Source organism: Cupriavidus taiwanensis, from assembly GCF_900250115.1.
Lineage (GTDB): Bacteria > Pseudomonadota > Gammaproteobacteria > Burkholderiales > Burkholderiaceae > Cupriavidus > Cupriavidus taiwanensis_B.
Window position 1 is genome coordinate 1842826 of sequence record NZ_LT984804.1, and the last position, 15618, is coordinate 1858443.

The 15618-nt window shown below is 68.5% G+C and carries 13 protein-coding genes; 7 read left to right on the top strand and 6 right to left on the bottom strand.

Annotation, left to right across the window (positions count from 1 at the left end; all coding sequences use genetic code 11):
* Positions 1-75 precede the first annotated feature (75 nt).
* Both CBM2586_RS25035 and CBM2586_RS25040 read left to right on the top strand, forming a co-directional pair.
* Entirely contained in the window at positions 76-969 is an 894-nt protein-coding gene (locus CBM2586_RS25035) for an alpha/beta fold hydrolase (RefSeq protein WP_373424290.1), read from the top strand.
* A gap of 14 nt (positions 970-983) precedes the next feature.
* Positions 984-1316, top strand: a complete 333-nt coding sequence (locus CBM2586_RS25040; RefSeq protein WP_115690476.1) for a DUF2917 domain-containing protein — start codon at positions 984-986, stop codon at positions 1314-1316.
* Between the two features lie 162 nt (positions 1317-1478).
* On the opposite strand, the gene aliA is transcribed toward CBM2586_RS25040, so the two are convergent.
* From aliA to badH, 4 genes are read right to left on the bottom strand one after another with little or no spacing between them, the layout of a single operon-like run.
* Entirely contained in the window at positions 1479-3113 is a 1635-nt protein-coding gene (gene aliA / locus CBM2586_RS25045) for a cyclohexanecarboxylate-CoA ligase (RefSeq protein ID WP_115690478.1), read from the bottom strand.
* Between the two features lie 41 nt (positions 3114-3154).
* On the bottom strand, positions 3155-4306 hold the full coding sequence (gene aliB, locus CBM2586_RS25050; RefSeq protein ID WP_115664060.1) for a cyclohexanecarboxyl-CoA dehydrogenase: 1152 nt from the start codon (positions 4304-4306) through the stop codon (positions 3155-3157).
* Between the two features lie 26 nt (positions 4307-4332).
* Positions 4333-5115: a 2-ketocyclohexanecarboxyl-CoA hydrolase gene (gene badI, locus CBM2586_RS25055; RefSeq protein ID WP_115664059.1), complete on the bottom strand. Its 783-nt coding sequence runs from the start codon at positions 5113-5115 to the stop codon at positions 4333-4335.
* 36 nt (positions 5116-5151) lie between these two features.
* Positions 5152-5919, bottom strand: coding sequence for a 2-hydroxycyclohexanecarboxyl-CoA dehydrogenase (gene badH / locus CBM2586_RS25060; protein ID WP_115690480.1), 768 nt, complete (start codon positions 5917-5919; stop codon positions 5152-5154).
* A gap of 139 nt (positions 5920-6058) precedes the next feature.
* Between badH and CBM2586_RS25065 the strand changes: the two genes are divergently transcribed.
* From CBM2586_RS25065 to CBM2586_RS25085, 5 genes are all read left to right on the top strand, one after another.
* Positions 6059-6580, top strand: a complete 522-nt coding sequence (locus CBM2586_RS25065; protein WP_115664057.1) for a MarR family winged helix-turn-helix transcriptional regulator — start codon at positions 6059-6061, stop codon at positions 6578-6580.
* Between the two features lie 237 nt (positions 6581-6817).
* Positions 6818-7111, top strand: coding sequence for a GYD domain-containing protein (locus CBM2586_RS25070; protein WP_115664056.1), 294 nt, complete (start codon positions 6818-6820; stop codon positions 7109-7111).
* A gap of 174 nt (positions 7112-7285) precedes the next feature.
* Complete coding sequence (locus CBM2586_RS25075) at positions 7286-7510, top strand: DUF2188 domain-containing protein (protein ID WP_115664055.1); 225 nt, start codon at positions 7286-7288, stop codon at positions 7508-7510.
* A 68-nt stretch (positions 7511-7578) separates the two neighbouring features.
* Positions 7579-8625, top strand: a complete 1047-nt coding sequence (locus CBM2586_RS25080) for an AI-2E family transporter (protein WP_115690482.1) — start codon at positions 7579-7581, stop codon at positions 8623-8625.
* Between the two features lie 180 nt (positions 8626-8805).
* Positions 8806-10905, top strand: a complete 2100-nt coding sequence (locus CBM2586_RS25085; protein WP_115690484.1) for a TonB-dependent siderophore receptor — start codon at positions 8806-8808, stop codon at positions 10903-10905.
* Here CBM2586_RS25085 and fdhF read toward each other — a convergent pair.
* On the bottom strand, positions 10899-13778 hold the full coding sequence (gene fdhF, locus CBM2586_RS25090) for a formate dehydrogenase subunit alpha (RefSeq protein ID WP_115690486.1): 2880 nt from the start codon (positions 13776-13778) through the stop codon (positions 10899-10901). The two genes, CBM2586_RS25085 and fdhF, sit on opposite strands and share 7 nt — an antisense overlap.
* Before the next feature lie 25 nt (positions 13779-13803).
* A complete protein-coding gene (locus tag CBM2586_RS25095) occupies positions 13804-15513 on the bottom strand; it encodes an NADH-ubiquinone oxidoreductase-F iron-sulfur binding region domain-containing protein (protein ID WP_115664051.1) in 1710 nt (569 codons plus the stop codon).
* Positions 15514-15618: the final 105 nt, after the last annotated feature.

Genomic DNA, 15618 nt, shown 5'->3' on the forward strand with positions numbered 1-15618 from the left:
GTTGCGGCGCCGGCATTGCGCAGCAGCGAGGCATCGCCCCCGGCCAGCGGCGAGGGCACCTTGCGGCGTTTCAGGATGGGCCTGCAGCGCTTGCGCTGGCAGGCCGGCAGCGTGCTGATGCCCGCGGCGACGGCGCGCCGGCTCGAGCGCATCTGGTTCTGCCCGCCCCGGGCCGCCGCCACCTCCGCCGCCCGGCACGCGCTGGACCGAGCGCGCGCCGACTGGGCCCTGGTGACCGGCCATGGACCCAGCCGGCGCGTGCGGGTCTACCGCTGGGGCAGCGCCGGCCCGGTGGTGCTGCTCGCCCATGGATGGGGCGGCCATGCGGGCCAGTGGCATGCGGTGATCGAGGGCCTGCTGGCGGGGGGCATGCGCGTGGTCGCCTTCGATGCGCTGTCGCACGGCGCCTCCGATGCCGGGGCGCGCGGCGCCGCGCAGACTTCGGTGCTGGAGATGTCGCGCTCGCTGCTGGCGGCGGCGTGGCATGCCGGTCCGGTCCATGCCGTGGTGGCGCATTCCCTCGGCGGCGCGGCGGCGGCACTGGCGCTGCGCGAAGGCCTGCCCGCAAGCGCCGCGGTGCTGCTGGGCGCGCCCGCCGACATGCGCGCGGCATGCGCCGCGCTGGCGTGGCAGCTGGGCGTGGCGCCGGCCGTGCTGGCGCGCATGCAGCGCCACAGCGAACGCTGGCTGGGCCTGCCATGGTCGACGTTCAACGTGCCGGAGCTGGGCCGCACCCGCCCGGTGCCGCCGACGCTGGTGATCCATGACCGCGACGACAAGGAAGTGCGCTGGGAAGATGGCGCGGCCATCGCCGGTGCCTGGCCGGGCGCGCGGCTGGAGACCACCACCGGCCTCGGCCATCGCCGCATCCTGCGCGACCCCGCGGTGATCCAGCGCATCGCCGAATTTATCCGGCCGCAGTCAGAGCCGCGCCCGATGCCAGCATCCGGCGGCCTGGCCTTGGCCTGAGCCCGGAGACCATCATGTACCTGGTAAGCAACGATATGACCGCCACCCTGCCCGCCCGCAGTTCGCTGCGGCTGGTCGCCGGCCCGGGCGAACGGGTAGCAGTGCGCTGCACCGCGGGCGAACTGTGGCTGATCCGCGATGGCGATCCGAAGGACACGGCGCTGAGCGCGAGCGAGTGCTTCACCTTGGCCGACGCCGGCCATGTCGAGCTGTACGCGATCACCGCCGCCTCCCTGCATGTCAGCCGCTGCCAGGCCGCGGCCGATCCGGTTCGCAGCGCGTGGCGGCATCGGCTATGGCGCTGGCTGGGCCCGCGCAGCCACGGCTATACCGGCGCCGGCCGCTGACACGAGCCGCTGCCCCGTCCCCCTTCGTCATCCACCGACAAACCCTGCCGGCCTGCCGCGCCAGCGGGTTGATGTATGGGTGTGGGTCATGGCGGTTAATTGCGCATTGTCGTTCGGAAACGTAGTCAACCATGCCACGCGCAGGATGCCCGCGACGCAGTGTCAGCCAGTTTCGCCAAGCAGCATCTCGCGCAGCCGGAACTTCTGGATCTTGCCCGCGGGCGTGGCCGGCAGCGCCTCGCGCAGCACCAGTTTCTCGGGGATGTATTGCAGCGCCATCTTCTGTTGCCTGAGCCAGTCGACCATGCCGGCCATGTCGATCGACTGCCCCGCGCGTGGCACCACGAAGGCGCAGGCACGCTCGCCCAGCCGCGCATCGGGATAGGCCACGATCGCCACCTGTGCCACCGCGGGATGGCGGTACAGCAGGGTCTCGACTTCCAGTACGGGAATGTTCTCGCCGCCGCGGATGATCACGTCCTTGCTGCGGCCGGCGATGCGCAGGTAGCCATCGGCGTCGAGCCGGGCCAGGTCGCCGGTGTCGAACCAGCCGTCGGCATCGGTGCTGTTCAGGTGCGGCCGCTTCAGGTACCCGCCGAAATTCGAGCAGGCTCGCACCAGCAGGCGCCCGGTCTGCCCCGCGGGCAGGTCCGCGTCGGCGCCGTCCACCACCCTGATCTCCACGCCGGGCAGCGGGCAGCCGTCGGTGGTCGACGCACGCGTCTCGGGATCGTCCGGCAGGGTCATGGTGACGGCGCCGTTCTCCGACATGCCCCAGGCGGAGACGATGGTGGCGCCCAGCGTCGCGCGCGCGCGCTCCACCAGCGCGCCCGGGATCGGCGCACCGGCGCACAGGAAGGTGCGCAGGCTCGGCACCGGGGTGCCGGATTCGGCCACCACGCGGGCGAGGTCGGTCAGGAACGGGGTCGACCCCATGGTGAAGGTCACGCCTTGCTCGCGGATCAGCGCCGCCGCGCGCGCCGGGTCCCAGATATCCTGCAGCACCGCATGCGCGCCCAGCATCACCGGCATCATCAGTCCGTACATGAAGCCGGTCTGGTGCGCCATCGGCGAGGCCATCAGCACCACGTCGTCAGCGCCCAGGCCCAGCCGCGCGGCGTAGGCCACGATATTCGAGAACAGCGTGTTGGCGGTATGCATCGCGCCCTTGGGCTCGCCGGTGGTGCCGGAGGTATAGATCAGCTGCGTGACGTCGTCGGGACCCGGGCTGCCGTGCGGCAGCTGGGCCGGAGCAACGGGGGCGTCTTTCCCGGTCAGCAGCGCCTCGAAGCTGTCGGGACCCTCGCCGTCGGCGACGACGACGTGGCGCAGTGCAGGCAAGGCGCCACGCAAACCTCGCACCATCTGCGCATGCGCGAAGCCCCGGAACGTCTCCGGCACGACCACTACCTTGCACTCGGCATGCGCCAGCATGAAGGCCAGCTCGCGCTCGCGGAAGATCGGCATCAGCGGGTTCAGCACCGCGCCCAAGCGGGTGCAGGCCAGGTACAGCACGGTCAGGTGCCAGCCATTGGGCAACTGGCACGAGACCACATCGCGAGCGCCGATGCCCAGCCCGCTCAGCCCCGCCGCAACGCGGTCGGCCAGGCGCGCCAGTTCCGACCAGCTGTAGCGGGCCACGGTGCCGCGGTCCAGGCTGACCGCGGTCAGTGCCGGCGCATCGGGCCGCTCGCGCACGCAGTCGGCAAGGTAATCATTGATGGTGCGGTCATGCCAGTGGCCTGCCGCCACGCTCGCGGCACGGCGGGGCGCAATCAGTACGGCGTCGAAATCCATGGGCTGTCTCCTCGTTGGCGTTGCCGGGTCCGTCCGTAGCGTCAGGCTGGCACCGCTGCGCGCCCGGCGCGGCCGCGGGCGATGATGGTCTTCATGATCTGCGCGGTGCCGTCGCCGATCTGGAAGCCGAGCACGTCGCGCAGGCGCTGCTCCATCACGCCGCGGTCGTAGCCGCCGTGGCCGAACGACAGCAGGCACTGGTGCACCACGTCATACGCCAGTTTCGGCGCCCACCACTTGCACATCGCGGCTTCCGCGGTATGCGGCAGGCCACGGTCCTTCAGCCACAGCGTCTGCAGGCACAGCAGGCGCGCACCCTGCACCTGGGTCTCGAAGTCGGCAAGCGGGTGCGACACGCCCTGGAACGCCGCCAGCGGCTTGCCGAAGGCCTGGCGCTCCGCCACATAGGCCCAGGTCTCGTCCAGCGCGGCCTGCGCCACCGCCAGCACCTGCAGCCCGATCAGCGCGCGCGAGAAATCAAAGCCCTGCATCACCTGCACGAAGCCCTCGCCTTCGTTGCCGAGCAGGTGGCTCGCCGGCACGCGCACGTTCTCGAAGAAGATCGAGCCGCGCCCGATGGCGCGCTGGCCATGGCAGTCGAAGCGGTTGCGCGTGACGCCCGGCAGGTCCATCGGCACCAGCAGCGCCGACACGCCGCGCGCGCCGGCCTCGACCGGGCCGCTGCGGGCGAACACCACCGCGGCATCGGCCTGGTCGGCGGCCGAGATCGAGGTCTTCTCGCCGTTGAGCACATAGTGGTCGCCGTCGCGCTCCATGCGCAGGCGCAGGTTGGCGGCGTCGGAGCCGCCGCGCGGCTCGGTCAGCGCGATCGCCAGCAGTGCTTCGCCGCGCGTCAGGCGCTGCAGCCACGGGCCGGCAAGCTCCGGGCGCGCATGGTGCGCCAGGATCTGCCCGTTCAGCGACGCCAGCAGGTTGATATACGACAGGCTCAGGTCGGCGCGCGCCACTGCTTCGTGGATCACGCCGGCCGCGAGCGAGCCCATGCCCTGCCCGCCATACTGTTCCGGCAGCTCGGGCGCGATAAAGCCCATCTCGCCCATCTCGCGCATCAGCGCGCGGTCGAGCACGCGGGTACGGTCTCGCTCCAGGCAGCCGGGCGCGACGCGCGCGTCGGCAAAGCGGCGGGCATGTTCGGCCAGCGCCGACAGGTCTTCGTCAAGGTAGGGATTCATGGCTGTCTCCGCGCGGTCCGGTCGGCTTACTTGGCGTACTTGCGGAAGTCCGGCTTGCGCTTTTCCTGGAAGGCGCGCACGCCCTCGCGCGACTCTTCGGTGTCGTAGTAGAGCTTGAGCGCATACATGCCCATGCCGGCGATGCCACCCTGGTGCGCCGTGTCCATGTTGAACGAGCGCTTGGCGATGGCGATCGCGGTCGGGCTCTTCTCCATGATCTCGTCGCACCACTTCTGCACTTCGGCGTCGAGCTGCTCCTGCGGCACCACGGCATTGACCAGCCCCATCGCCAGCGCCTCGGCGGCGGGATAGCGGCGGCACAGGTACCAGATCTCGCGCGCCTTCTTCTCGCCGACCACGCGCGCGAGGAAGGCGGTGCCATAGCCCGGGTCGACCGAGCCGACACGCGGCCCGACCTGCCCGAACACGGCCTTGTCCGAAGCGATGGTGAAATCGCAGATCGTGCACAGCACGTTGCCGCCGCCGATGGCATAGCCCTGCACGCGCGCGATCACCGGCTTGGGCACGTCGCGGATGGCGTTGTGCAGTTCTTCCATCGGCAGGCCGATGGTGCCGCGGCCGTCGTACTGGCCTTCGTGCGCGGACTGGTCACCGCCGGTGCAGAAGGCCTTGTCGCCGGCGCCGGCCAGCACGATGGCGCCGATCTCGCGGTCATAGCCGGCGCGGTTGATGGCGTGGATCAGTTCGTCACAGGTGCGGCCGCGGAAGGCGTTCATCTTTTCCGGGCGGTTGATGATGATCCAGGCCGCGCCGTTGCGCACTTCATAGCGGATGTCTTCGTATTGCATGGTCGTCTCCGTTGTCTGTCTGGGAGTGGGTTGCGCTCAGCCGTTCATGGTCAGGCCGCCCGATACGCTCAGCACCTGTCCGGTGATGAAGGCGGCATCGTCGCCGGCGAAGAACAGCACCGCGCCGGGCAGGTCGTCGGGCTGGCCGATGCGGCCCAGCGGGATCGAGCGGGTGAAGGCTTCCACCAGCTTCTCGGGGTTGCCCGCGCCCTGCTTGTAGTCCTCGAACAGCGCGGTCTCGGTCGGCCCCGGGCACACCACGTTCACGGTGATGCCGTGGCGCGCATGCTCGCGCGCGATGGTCTTGGAGAACGACACCAGCCCACCCTTGCACGCGGCATACACCGCTTCGCCGGAGGACCCCACGCGCGCGGCATCGGAGGCGATATTGACGATGCGCCCGGCTTTGCGCGCCACCATGCCCGGCAGCACCGCGTGGTGCATGTGCAGGGCGCCGGTCAGGTTGATGGCGATCAGCCGCTCCCACTGCGCCGGCTCGGTCTTGACGAACGGACGGAACACGTCCCAGCCGGCGTTGTTGACCAGCACGTCGATGGGGCCCAGCTCCTGCTCCACCGCCGCCACCGCAGCGTCGACGCTGGCGCGATCGGTAATGTCGCAGCGCACGGACAGCGCGCGGCCGCCGGCATCGCGGATCTGCGCCGCCACGCGTTCGCCTGCCTCCGGGTTCAGGTCGAGCACGCCGACCGCTGCTCCGGCGCGCGCAAAGCGCAAACAGGTTGCGCCGCCGATACCGCCACCACCGCCGGTCACGATGACCGTCTTGCCTTCGAGTCCTTGCACAGCCGTTCTCCTTTCAGGGTTCCGGTGCTATCGTGCCGGCGGTGCCGCCGCCACCTGCCCCGTCATTTACGTAAATATGTTTACATATAATAGGAGCGACTGGCACCGTGCGCAAGGCAGCAAACCTTTGGAAAAGACTATGGTTAACCCCGAAATCGGAGGCGAAATTTCCGCCAATGCCCGCATGGAACTGGCCAACCGGCTGTTCTTCCGCCTGTATCAATGCGCAAATATGTTGCATAAAACGGGGTCACGGGCGGTGGAAGCGGAAGGCCTCACGACGCAGCAGTGGGCAGTGCTGGGCGCGCTGTCGCGTCCCGAAGCCGCCGATGGCATGAGCGTCGGTGATCTGGCGCGCTACCTGATGGTGAGCCGCCAGAACCTGTCCGGGCTGGTGGGCCGGATGGAACGCGACGGTCACGTCACGCTGGCGCCGGACGGGCGCGACCGCCGCTCGCGGCTGGTACGGATGAGCGAGCCGGGCCGCGAGGTGTGGCTGCACCAGGCACAGCCCAAGATCCGGCAGTACTACGAGCAGGCGCTGGACGGCTTCTCCACCAACGACCTGACCCACACGCTGCATTACCTGCTGAAGCTGCTGGACAACATGCGCGCGCTGGATACGCCGGAGGGCGGCGACAGCGGCCCGGCAGCGGACTAAGGCAGGCCGCTGTATCAGGACTGATACATAGCGAGCTACGGCGCGGTCGCATGCACGGCGGCATCTGCCGCTGCGCGGCGCGCCACGCCGGCTGGCGCGCGATATGCGTCGGTGTGGGGTTGCTCAGGCCCCCGGTGCAGTGCCGGGACACCCTGGACCACTGCCCCGGCTTGCTGCGATCGGTCGCGTGCGCGCAGCCGGGACGGCGTCCGATCGATCCTTACCGGAGATCCCGCCATGACCCGCTATATCGTGCTAGCCAGCTTCACCGACCAGGGCATCCGCGCCGTCAAGGACACCACCAAGCGCGCCGCGGCGGTGCGCGAGATGGGCGCGCGCTTCGGGGTGCAGATGAAAGACATCTACTGGACCCTGGGCAAATACGACATCGTGCTGACCGTCGAGGCCCAGGATGACGCCAGCATGACCGCGTTCGGCCTGGCGGTCGGCGCGCTCGGCAACGTGCGCACGCAAACCCTGCGCGCCTTCGATCTCGACGAGATGCAGGGGATCATCGACAAGATGAGCTGAGCCGCGCTGGCCCTGTCGTTGTCATGAAGAACGCCCGCCATGGCGCCTGGCGGGCGTTGTCGCTGCTGGCAGACGCTCTGTTTCCGGATATCCGACGGCCTTGTCAGACGGCGCCCGATACCTGGGGCCGTGGCACAGCGCTGACACTCATACTGCCAACTTCCGGAGAGCGCCATGCCTGGCAAGAATATCCATGTCGTGCCGACCCATAACGGCTGGGCCGTCGAAGCGGAAGGACGCTCCGGCAACCAGCAGCGCTTCACTTCGATGGCCCATGCGATTGCTACCGGCACGGAGAAAGCCCGGCGTGCAAAGGTCGAGTTGCTGATCCATGGCAAGGATCACCAGATCATGGAGCGCAACTCGTTCGGAAACGCTGCCGCTGATGCCCACGGGTAGTTGCGGGACACCATCGTGCAGGGCACCATCGGCATCGTTCCTGGACGAATCCACTCGCTGACAAGCCGATGCGCAATTTGAAAGGTTTCTACATCCTTCTGGTCGCCGTCACCATTGCGTTCATCTGGATACTGCTGCCCTTCTACAGCGCGATCCTGTGGGGCACCATACTTGCCATCCTGTTCCAACCCATGCACCGCAGGCTGACGGTGCGATTCGGCAACCGGGAAAATCTCGCGGCGCTGACCACGCTGCTGGTCTGCGTGCTGATGGCGATTGTCCCGGTGTTCCTGATGATTGCCACACTCGCGCAGGAAGTCGCCCTTGCCTACCAGCAGATCCGGACCGGCAAGTGGGACTTCGGGCAATACTTCCAGACCGCCGTGCAGGCCCTGCCGGCTTCGGTCGAGGCCTGGCTGAACCAGATCGGGCTGGCCGACGTCGCCGGGTTGCAGGCTAAGCTGACCGAAGGTGCCGCCCGCATCAGCCAGTTCATGGCGGCCCAGGCTGTCGCCATTGGCCAGAACACGCTGCAGTTCGCCGTCGGCCTCGGCGTCATGCTGTACCTGGTGTTTTTCCTGCTGCGTGACGGCGCGGTGATTTCCCATCGCTTGCGCGAGGCCATGCCGCTGAACGACGCGCACACCCGCCGGCTGGTCAACCGGTTCACCACCGTGGTCCGCGCCACGGTCAAGGGCAACATGGTCGTGGCGGTGGTCCAGGGAGTACTGGGCGGCCTGGCTTTCCTGCTGCTGGGCATCAACGGCGCCTTGCTGTGGGGCACGCTGATGGCGTTCCTGTCCTTGCTGCCGGCCGTCGGCGCTGCGCTGGTGTGGGGCCCCGCCGCGATTTATTTCCTGCTGGCCGGCCCGCTCTGGAAGGGCGTCGCGCTGATTGTCATCGGCACCCTGGTGATTGGCGCGGTCGACAACCTGCTTCGCCCTGTCCTCGTCGGCAAGGACACCAAGTTGCCGGACTGGGTCGTGCTGGTATCGACCCTGGGCGGCATGTCTGTGTTTGGCATCAACGGCTTTGTGATAGGTCCGCTGATTGCCGCGCTGTTTATGTCGTGCTGGGATATCTCGGTGATCGAGGATCGCGACGACACCATCTGACCGGCCCGCGCTGACGATTCGCCGTCGCCCCGTTTCGCCGTCGCTCCGTTTCGCCGTCGCTCCGTTTCGCCGGTTTCAGAATGTTGACCAGGCAACCGGGCCTGTGCCGATAAAATTCCTAGAAACAAGAATTATTCTCATTTATTATTCGGCCTTTCGTAGCTTTCGCCCCGGGCCGTCATGCTGTTCCGCCGTCTTGCCATACCCGCCGCTGCCAGCTCCCTGCTGCTGCCTGCCGCTGTCTCCCACGCCGCCGAAGCACTTGCCACGCTGCCATCCGTGACGGTCAGCGCCGCCGGCGATGGCCAGACCGACGTCGGTTTCGCCACGCGGCGGGCGGCCGGCGTGACCAAGTCAGGGGAATCGGCGGCCGACGCCGCGCAATCGATCACCGTGATCACGCGCGACCTGCTCGACAGCCAGCAGGCGCAGAACCTCGGCGACGCGCTGCAGAACTCGGCCGGCGTGGTCACCAACACCTATGGCCGGCGCGGCTGGGACGACTTCATCATCCGCGGCCAGCGGGCCTCGGAATCGGTCTTTGCCGACGGGCTGCTGGTCGACAGCAACAACCGCGTGGCGCAGGAACTGTTCGGCGCGGAGCGCGTGGAAGTGCTCAAGGGCCCGGCCTCGATACTGTTCGGCGCGGTGCAGCCCGGTGGCCTGGTCAACATGGTCAGCAAGCGCCCGCGCGCGGAACTGTTCGGCGAGCTGGGCCTGACCGTCGGCAACTACGGCTTGCGGCAGATGACGGTCGACCTTGGCACGCCGCTGGCCAAGGACAGCAAGGCCGCGTTCCGCCTGAGCGCACTGATGATGAACAGCGACGATCCGACCGACTATGTCTGGTATCGCAATCGCTGGATCGCGCCGTCGCTGACGCTCGACCTTGGCGCGCGCACGGATTTCACCATCCTGGCCAGCCACAACCAGCGCAACTACGTGCGCCAGCAGGGCTTGCCAGTGAATGGGACGCTGGTGCCGAACCGCAATGGCGTGGTGCCGGCCAGCCGCTTCATCGGCGAACCGAATGCGCCCTCCTATGACGGCGAGCAGGACCGCGTCGGCTACGCGCTGACGCACCGCTTCGACTCTGGCTGGACCCTGAACCAGAACCTGCGCTACCAGGCATCGTCGCTGAGCGGCACGCTGGTATCGGCCGGCACCATGGCGCTCGACAGCCAGACCATGAACCGCAGCGGCACGCAGCAGAGCTTCTCGGGAGACTCGTTCGGGGTCGACACCAACGTGCAGCGCACCTTTGCGTTCACGGGCCATGCCCACAGCGTGACCTTCGGCGTCGACTACCGGCATACGAAGGAAGACCGGCTGCAGAAGACATGCCGCGTCGCCGCGCTGAACGTCTACCACCCCGTCTACGGCGCCAGCATCAACTGCCCGTCCGCCTATAGCCTCGATGCGACCGATACGCTGGATGCGCTCGGCCTCTACCTGCGCGACCAGATCCGTCTTGCGGAGCGCTGGACCGTGACCGGCGGCGTGCGCTACGAATCGGCGCGGACCGGCACGACGGACCGGCTGGCAGCAGCGCGCTCCATCAACGACAGCAACGCCGTCACCGGCAGCGCGGGCGTAATGTATGACCTGACCAGCTGGGCGCGGCCCTACGCAAGCTTCGCCACGTCGTTCCTGCCGAACGCCGGCACCGATGCCAGCGGCGCCACCTTCAAGCCCGAGAAGGGCCGCCAGTACGAAGTGGGCGTCAAGTTCGACATGCCGGACAAGTCCGGCCTGCTGACGCTCGCCGCGTTCGACCTGACGCGCACCAATGTGCTCGGCAGCGATCCGGTCAATACGGGATTCAGCGTGGCCGTCGGCGCACAGCGCTCGCGCGGGCTGGAAGTGGAGCTGACGCAGGATCTCGGCAATGGCCTCAGCGTGTCGGCGGCCTATGCCTATATCGCCGGCGAAGTCACCGAGGACACCACCGCCGCGAACGTCGGCAAGCCGCTCAACAGCGTGCCGCGGCACAGCTTCTCGGTCTGGAGCCAGTATCGCCTGCGCGGCGCGCTCGCCGGCTGGTACGTCGGTGCCGGCGTGCGCGGCGAGAGCGCCAAGCGCGGCTACAGCTTCAGCTACACCGTGCCGGGCTACGCCGTCGCCGATCTGGCCGTCGGCTACGTGGCCTCGCACTGGCGCGCGGCATTCAACGTCAAGAACGTGTTCGACAAGATGTACTATGCGGGTGGCCTCAACAACAACGTGCTGCCGGTGGGCAATCCGCGCGTAGCGATGCTCAACGTGACGATGAACTATTGAGGCCGAGGTGGTGTCCCGCCCGCGATGCGAGACACCACCGATCCTTGCGGCCAGGCCGAAGCAGGCTCGAGTATCTGCCCGCCGCCATAGCTCGACTGCACCGGCACCGGTCCGCCCGCCGTCATCCTGATCGCGCAATACTTGAACTCGGGAATCTTGCCGAACGGGTCCAGCGCCGCGTTGGTCAGCTTGTTGATCGCCGCCTCGTAGTAGCAGAACGGCACGAACACCGCGCCGCGCGGCGTGCCGGCATCGGCGCGCGCATACAGCGTGACCTCGCCGCGCCGCGACGACAGCGTGACCACGCCGCCCGGCGTGCCGCCAAGCGCGTCGAGGTCCAGCGGATGCACCAGCGCCACCGGATCGGGTTCGATCGCGTCCAGCACGCCGGCGCGCCGCGTCATGCTGCCGGTATGCCAGTGCTCGAGCTGGCGCCCGGTGATCAGCACCATCGGGTAGTCCGCGTCGGGCCGCTCCGCCGCCGGAATGATGTCGGCGGGAACGAAGCGGCCCCGGCCAGTGGCGGTCGGGAAACTGTCGGTGAAGATCACCGGCTCGCCCGGATCGCCCTCTTCCATGCATGGATAGGTCACGGCGTGCTCGCGCTCCAGCCGCTCCCAGGTCATGCCGCCGATGCTCGGCATGGCCTGGCGCATCTCGTTGAACACGTCCTCGACGCTGTGGTAGCGCCAGTCCAGCCCCAGCTGCGCCGCCATCTGCCGGATGATCCACAGGTCCTGGCGCGCCTGCCCCGGCGGATCCAGCGCCTGCCGGCCGAGCTGCACGGTGCGGTCGGTGTTGGTGAAGGTGCCGGTCTTCTCGGGGAAGGCCGAGGCCGGCAGCACCACGTCGGCCAGGTACGCCGTCTCGGTCAGGAAGATATCCTGCACCACCAGGTGGTCGAGCGATGCCAGCGCTTCGCGCGCATGCTCGGCGTCCGGGTCGGACATCGCCGGGTTCTCGCCCATGATGTACATGCCGCGCACTTCGCCGCGCTCGATCGCCTGCATCACCTCGACCACGGTCAGGCCGGGCTGGCGGTCCAGCGGCATGCCCCACTGCGCTTCGAAGCTGGCGATCGCCAGCGGATCGTCGACGCGCCGGTAGTCCGGGTACATCATCGGGATCAGCCCGGCGTCGGAAGCGCCCTGCACGTTGTTCTGCCCACGCAGCGGATGCAGCCCCGTGCCGGGCCGCCCGATCTGTCCCGTCATCAGCGCCAGCGCGATCAGGCAGCGCGCGTTGTCGGTGCCATGCACATGCTGCGAAACCCCCATGCCCCACAAGATCATCGAACTGTTCGAGGTGGCATAGACGCGCGCGACTTCGCGGATGGTCTGGGCGTCGATGCCGCAGATCGGCGCCATCAGCTCGGGGCTGTACGCGGCCACGTTGCGCTGCAGCTCGTCGAAGCCGATGGTGCGGCTGTCGATGAAGTCCTGGTCGACCAGGCCCTCGTTGACGATCACATGCATCATCGCGTTGAGCAGCGCCACGTCGGCGTCGGGCTTGAACTGCAGGAAGTGCCAGGCGAAGCGCGCCAGGTCGGAGCGGCGCGGATCGGCCACGATCAGTTTGGTGCCGTTCTTCACGGCGTTCTTGATCCAGCTGGCCGCGACCGGGTGATTCACGGTCGGGTTGGCGCCGATCACGATCACTACCTCGGCCTTGTCGACATCCATCACCGGGTTCGACACCGCGCCCGAGCCGATCCCTTCCAGCAGCGCCGCCACCGACGAGGCATGGCACAGCCGCGTGCAGTGGTCGACATTGTTGCTGCCGAAGCCGGTGCGCACAAGCTTCTGGAACAGGTAGGCCTCTTCATTGCTGCCCTTGGCCGAGCCAAACCCGGCCAGCGCGCGCTTGCCATGAGTGTCGCGGATCTGCGCGAGCTTGCCGCCGGCCAGCGCCAGCGCCTCTTCCCAGCTGGCTTCGCGGAACACGTCCATCACGTGGTCGGGGTCCATGACGAAATCGCCCCGCTTGGGCACGCCGTCGCGGCGCACCAGCGGCACCGTCAGCCGCTGCGGATGCTGGACGTAGTCAAAGCCGTAGCGGCCTTTCACGCACAGGCGCTGGTGGTTGGCCGGGCCGTCGCGCCCTTCCACGAACAGGATGCGGTTGTCCTTGACGTTGTAGGTCAGCTGGCAGCCGACGCCGCAGTACGGGCACACCGATTCCACCTGCTTGTCGGGCACCGCCAGCGCGGCATCGCGCGCGGGCATCAGCGCGCCGGTCGGGCAGGCCTGCACGCATTCGCCGCAGGCAACGCAGGTGGACGCGCCCATCGGGTCGTCCATGTCGAATACGATGCGGGCCTCGTCGCCACGCAGCGCCAGCCCGATCACGTCGTTGACCTGCTCGTCGCGGCAGGCGCGCAGGCAGCGGGTGCACTGGATGCAGGCATCCAGGTTGACCGCGATGGCCGGATGCGACAGGTCCGCCACCACGCGCTGGCGCGGCGCGAAGCGCGGCTTGCCGAGCTCCAGCTTCGCCGCCCACTGGTCCAGTTCGTTGTGGCGGGTGTAGTCCGCTTCCGGCATGTCCGACTGCAGCAGTTCCAGCACGGTGCGCTGGGCGCGACGGGCGCGCTCGGAGTCGGTCTGCACCTGCATGCCCGCGGCGGGATAGCGGCAGCAGGACGGCGCCAGCACGCGCTCGCCCTGGATCTCGACCATGCACGCGCGGCAGTTGCCGGCGGGCTCGAGGCCGTCCTTGTAGCACAGGTGCGGCACCTCGAAGCCTTCGCGCTGCGCCACCTTCAGCAGGCTTTCGCCGGGCTGCGCGCTGACTTCACGGCCGTTGAGGGTAAAGGTGACGGCCGGCTCGGCGGATTCGACTAGCGCGCGTTCGGCGCGGGTCAGTGCATTCATGTCTGTCTCTCAGGCTCGGTCGGCATCAGGCCAGTTCGTGCGGGAAGTACTTGATTACGCAGTCGACCGGGTTCGGCGCGGCCTGTCCCAGCCCGCAGATCGAGGCATCGCGCATCACCGCGGACAGGTCATCCAGCGCCGCCAGGTCCCACTTCGGCTGGCGGATCAGCTCGAGCGTCTTGGCCGTTCCGGTGCGGCAGGGCGTGCACTGCCCGCACGACTCGTGCTTGAAGAAGTGCATCAGGTTGCGCGCCGCCTGCGTGGCGCTGTCGTGGTCGGACAGGATCACGATCGCGGCCGAGCCGATAAAGCAGCCGTAGGGCTGCAGCGTGTCGAAGTCGAGCGGGATATTGCCCAGCGCCGCCGGCAGGATGCCGCCCGACGCGCCGCCCGGCAGGTAGCCGTAGAACGCATGGCCGTCGAGCATGCCGCCGCAGTATTCGTCGATCAGCTCGCGCACCGTGATCCCGGCCGGCGCCAGGTGCACGCCAGGGCGTTTGACCCGACCGGAGACCGAGAACGAACGTAGCCCCTTGCGCCCGTTGCGCCCCTGCGCGGCAAACCACTCCGCGCCCTTCTCGATGATGTCGCGCACCCAGTAAAGGGTTTCGAAGTTGTGCTCCAGCGTGGGCCGGCCGAACAGCCCCACTTGCGCCACGTAGGGCGGACGCAGCCGCGGCATGCCGCGCTTGCCCTCGATCGATTCGATCATCGCCGATTCTTCGCCGCAGATATACGCGCCCGCGCCGCGGCGCAACTCGATGCGCGGCAAGCCCGGCAGCGGCGGGTCCTGCTGCAGCTGCTGCAAGGCCTCGGCCAGCAGCGCGCGGCAGCCGGCATACTCGTCGCGCAAATAGATGTAGATCGCCGCGACGTCGACCACGTGCGCCGCGATCAGCATGCCCTCGAGGAAGCGGTGCGGATCGCGTTCCAGGTAGACGCGGTCCTTGAAGGTGCCGGGCTCGCCCTCGTCGATATTGACGGCCATCAGCCGCGGCGCGGCTTCGCCGCGCACGATGCGCCATTTGCGCCCGGTCGGGAAGCCCGCGCCGCCCAGGCCGCGCAGGCCGGAGTCTTCCATCGTGGCCAGCACCGCGGCCGGGTCGATGTCGCCGCCGGCCAGGGCCTGCAGCAAGGCATAGCCGCCGTCGCGCCGGTAAGCGTGGTAGTCGATATGGGGTTCGGGCGCATGACGCACCGCTCTGGCCTGCACGGCGGTGCCGATCGCCTCGGCCGTTGCATGGTCGACCGGGTTCTGTCCGACCAGCGCGGCGGGCGCCTTCTCGCAGCGACCGATGCAGGGGGCGGCGATCACCCGCACCTCGGTGCCGAGCAGCGCGGGCAGCTTGTCGATCAGCGCCTGCGCACCGGCCAGCTCGCAGGCAATGCCTTCGCATACGCGCACCGTCAGCGCGGGTGGCGGCGCGATCTGGCCGTCGGCATCCTCGCGCACCACGTCGAAGTGGTGGTAGAAGGTGGCGACCTCGTAGACCTCGGTCATCGACAGCCGCAGCTCGCTGGCCAGCGCCACCAGGTGCGGCATGGCAAGCTGGCCGTAGCGGTCGCTGATGCAATGCAGGTGTTCGATCAGCAGGTCGCGCCGGCGGGGCATGTCGCCCAGCGCCACGCGCACTTCGGCCAGCGCGGCCGCGTCGACCTGCCGGCCCTTGGGCTGGCGGCGCTTGCGCTGCCGGCTCAGGCCGGTCGCCTCGAGGGGAATGACAACCTGGTTCATGGCGTGCCTGGATGGTGGTTGTGGGTATGCGCTGCGCGATCAGGAAGGCGCCCGGTGGGCCGCCCTCCTGTCGTGCCTTGTTGTTGTCGTATTGTGCTACCGGGC

Bases quoted from the DNA above. Each gene is read 5' to 3' on its own strand.
- CBM2586_RS25035 (WP_373424290.1), top strand. From the start codon at position 76: ATGGGCCTGCAGCGCTTGCGCTGGCAGGCCGGCAGCGTGCTGATGCCC.
- CBM2586_RS25040 (WP_115690476.1), top strand. From the start codon at position 984: ATGTACCTGGTAAGCAACGATATGACCGCCACCCTGCCCGCCCGCAGT.
- aliA (WP_115690478.1), bottom strand. From the start codon at position 3,113: ATGGATTTCGACGCCGTACTGATTGCGCCCCGCCGTGCCGCGAGCGTG.
- aliB (WP_115664060.1), bottom strand. From the start codon at position 4,306: ATGAATCCCTACCTTGACGAAGACCTGTCGGCGCTGGCCGAACATGCC.
- badI (WP_115664059.1), bottom strand. From the start codon at position 5,115: ATGCAATACGAAGACATCCGCTATGAAGTGCGCAACGGCGCGGCCTGG.
- CBM2586_RS25065 (WP_115664057.1), top strand. From the start codon at position 6,059: ATGGTTAACCCCGAAATCGGAGGCGAAATTTCCGCCAATGCCCGCATG.
- CBM2586_RS25070 (WP_115664056.1), top strand. From the start codon at position 6,818: ATGACCCGCTATATCGTGCTAGCCAGCTTCACCGACCAGGGCATCCGC.
- CBM2586_RS25075 (WP_115664055.1), top strand. From the start codon at position 7,286: ATGCCTGGCAAGAATATCCATGTCGTGCCGACCCATAACGGCTGGGCC.
- CBM2586_RS25080 (WP_115690482.1), top strand. From the start codon at position 7,579: ATGCGCAATTTGAAAGGTTTCTACATCCTTCTGGTCGCCGTCACCATT.
- CBM2586_RS25085 (WP_115690484.1), top strand. From the start codon at position 8,806: ATGCTGTTCCGCCGTCTTGCCATACCCGCCGCTGCCAGCTCCCTGCTG.
- fdhF (WP_115690486.1), bottom strand. From the start codon at position 13,778: ATGAATGCACTGACCCGCGCCGAACGCGCGCTAGTCGAATCCGCCGAG.
- CBM2586_RS25095 (WP_115664051.1), bottom strand. From the start codon at position 15,513: ATGAACCAGGTTGTCATTCCCCTCGAGGCGACCGGCCTGAGCCGGCAG.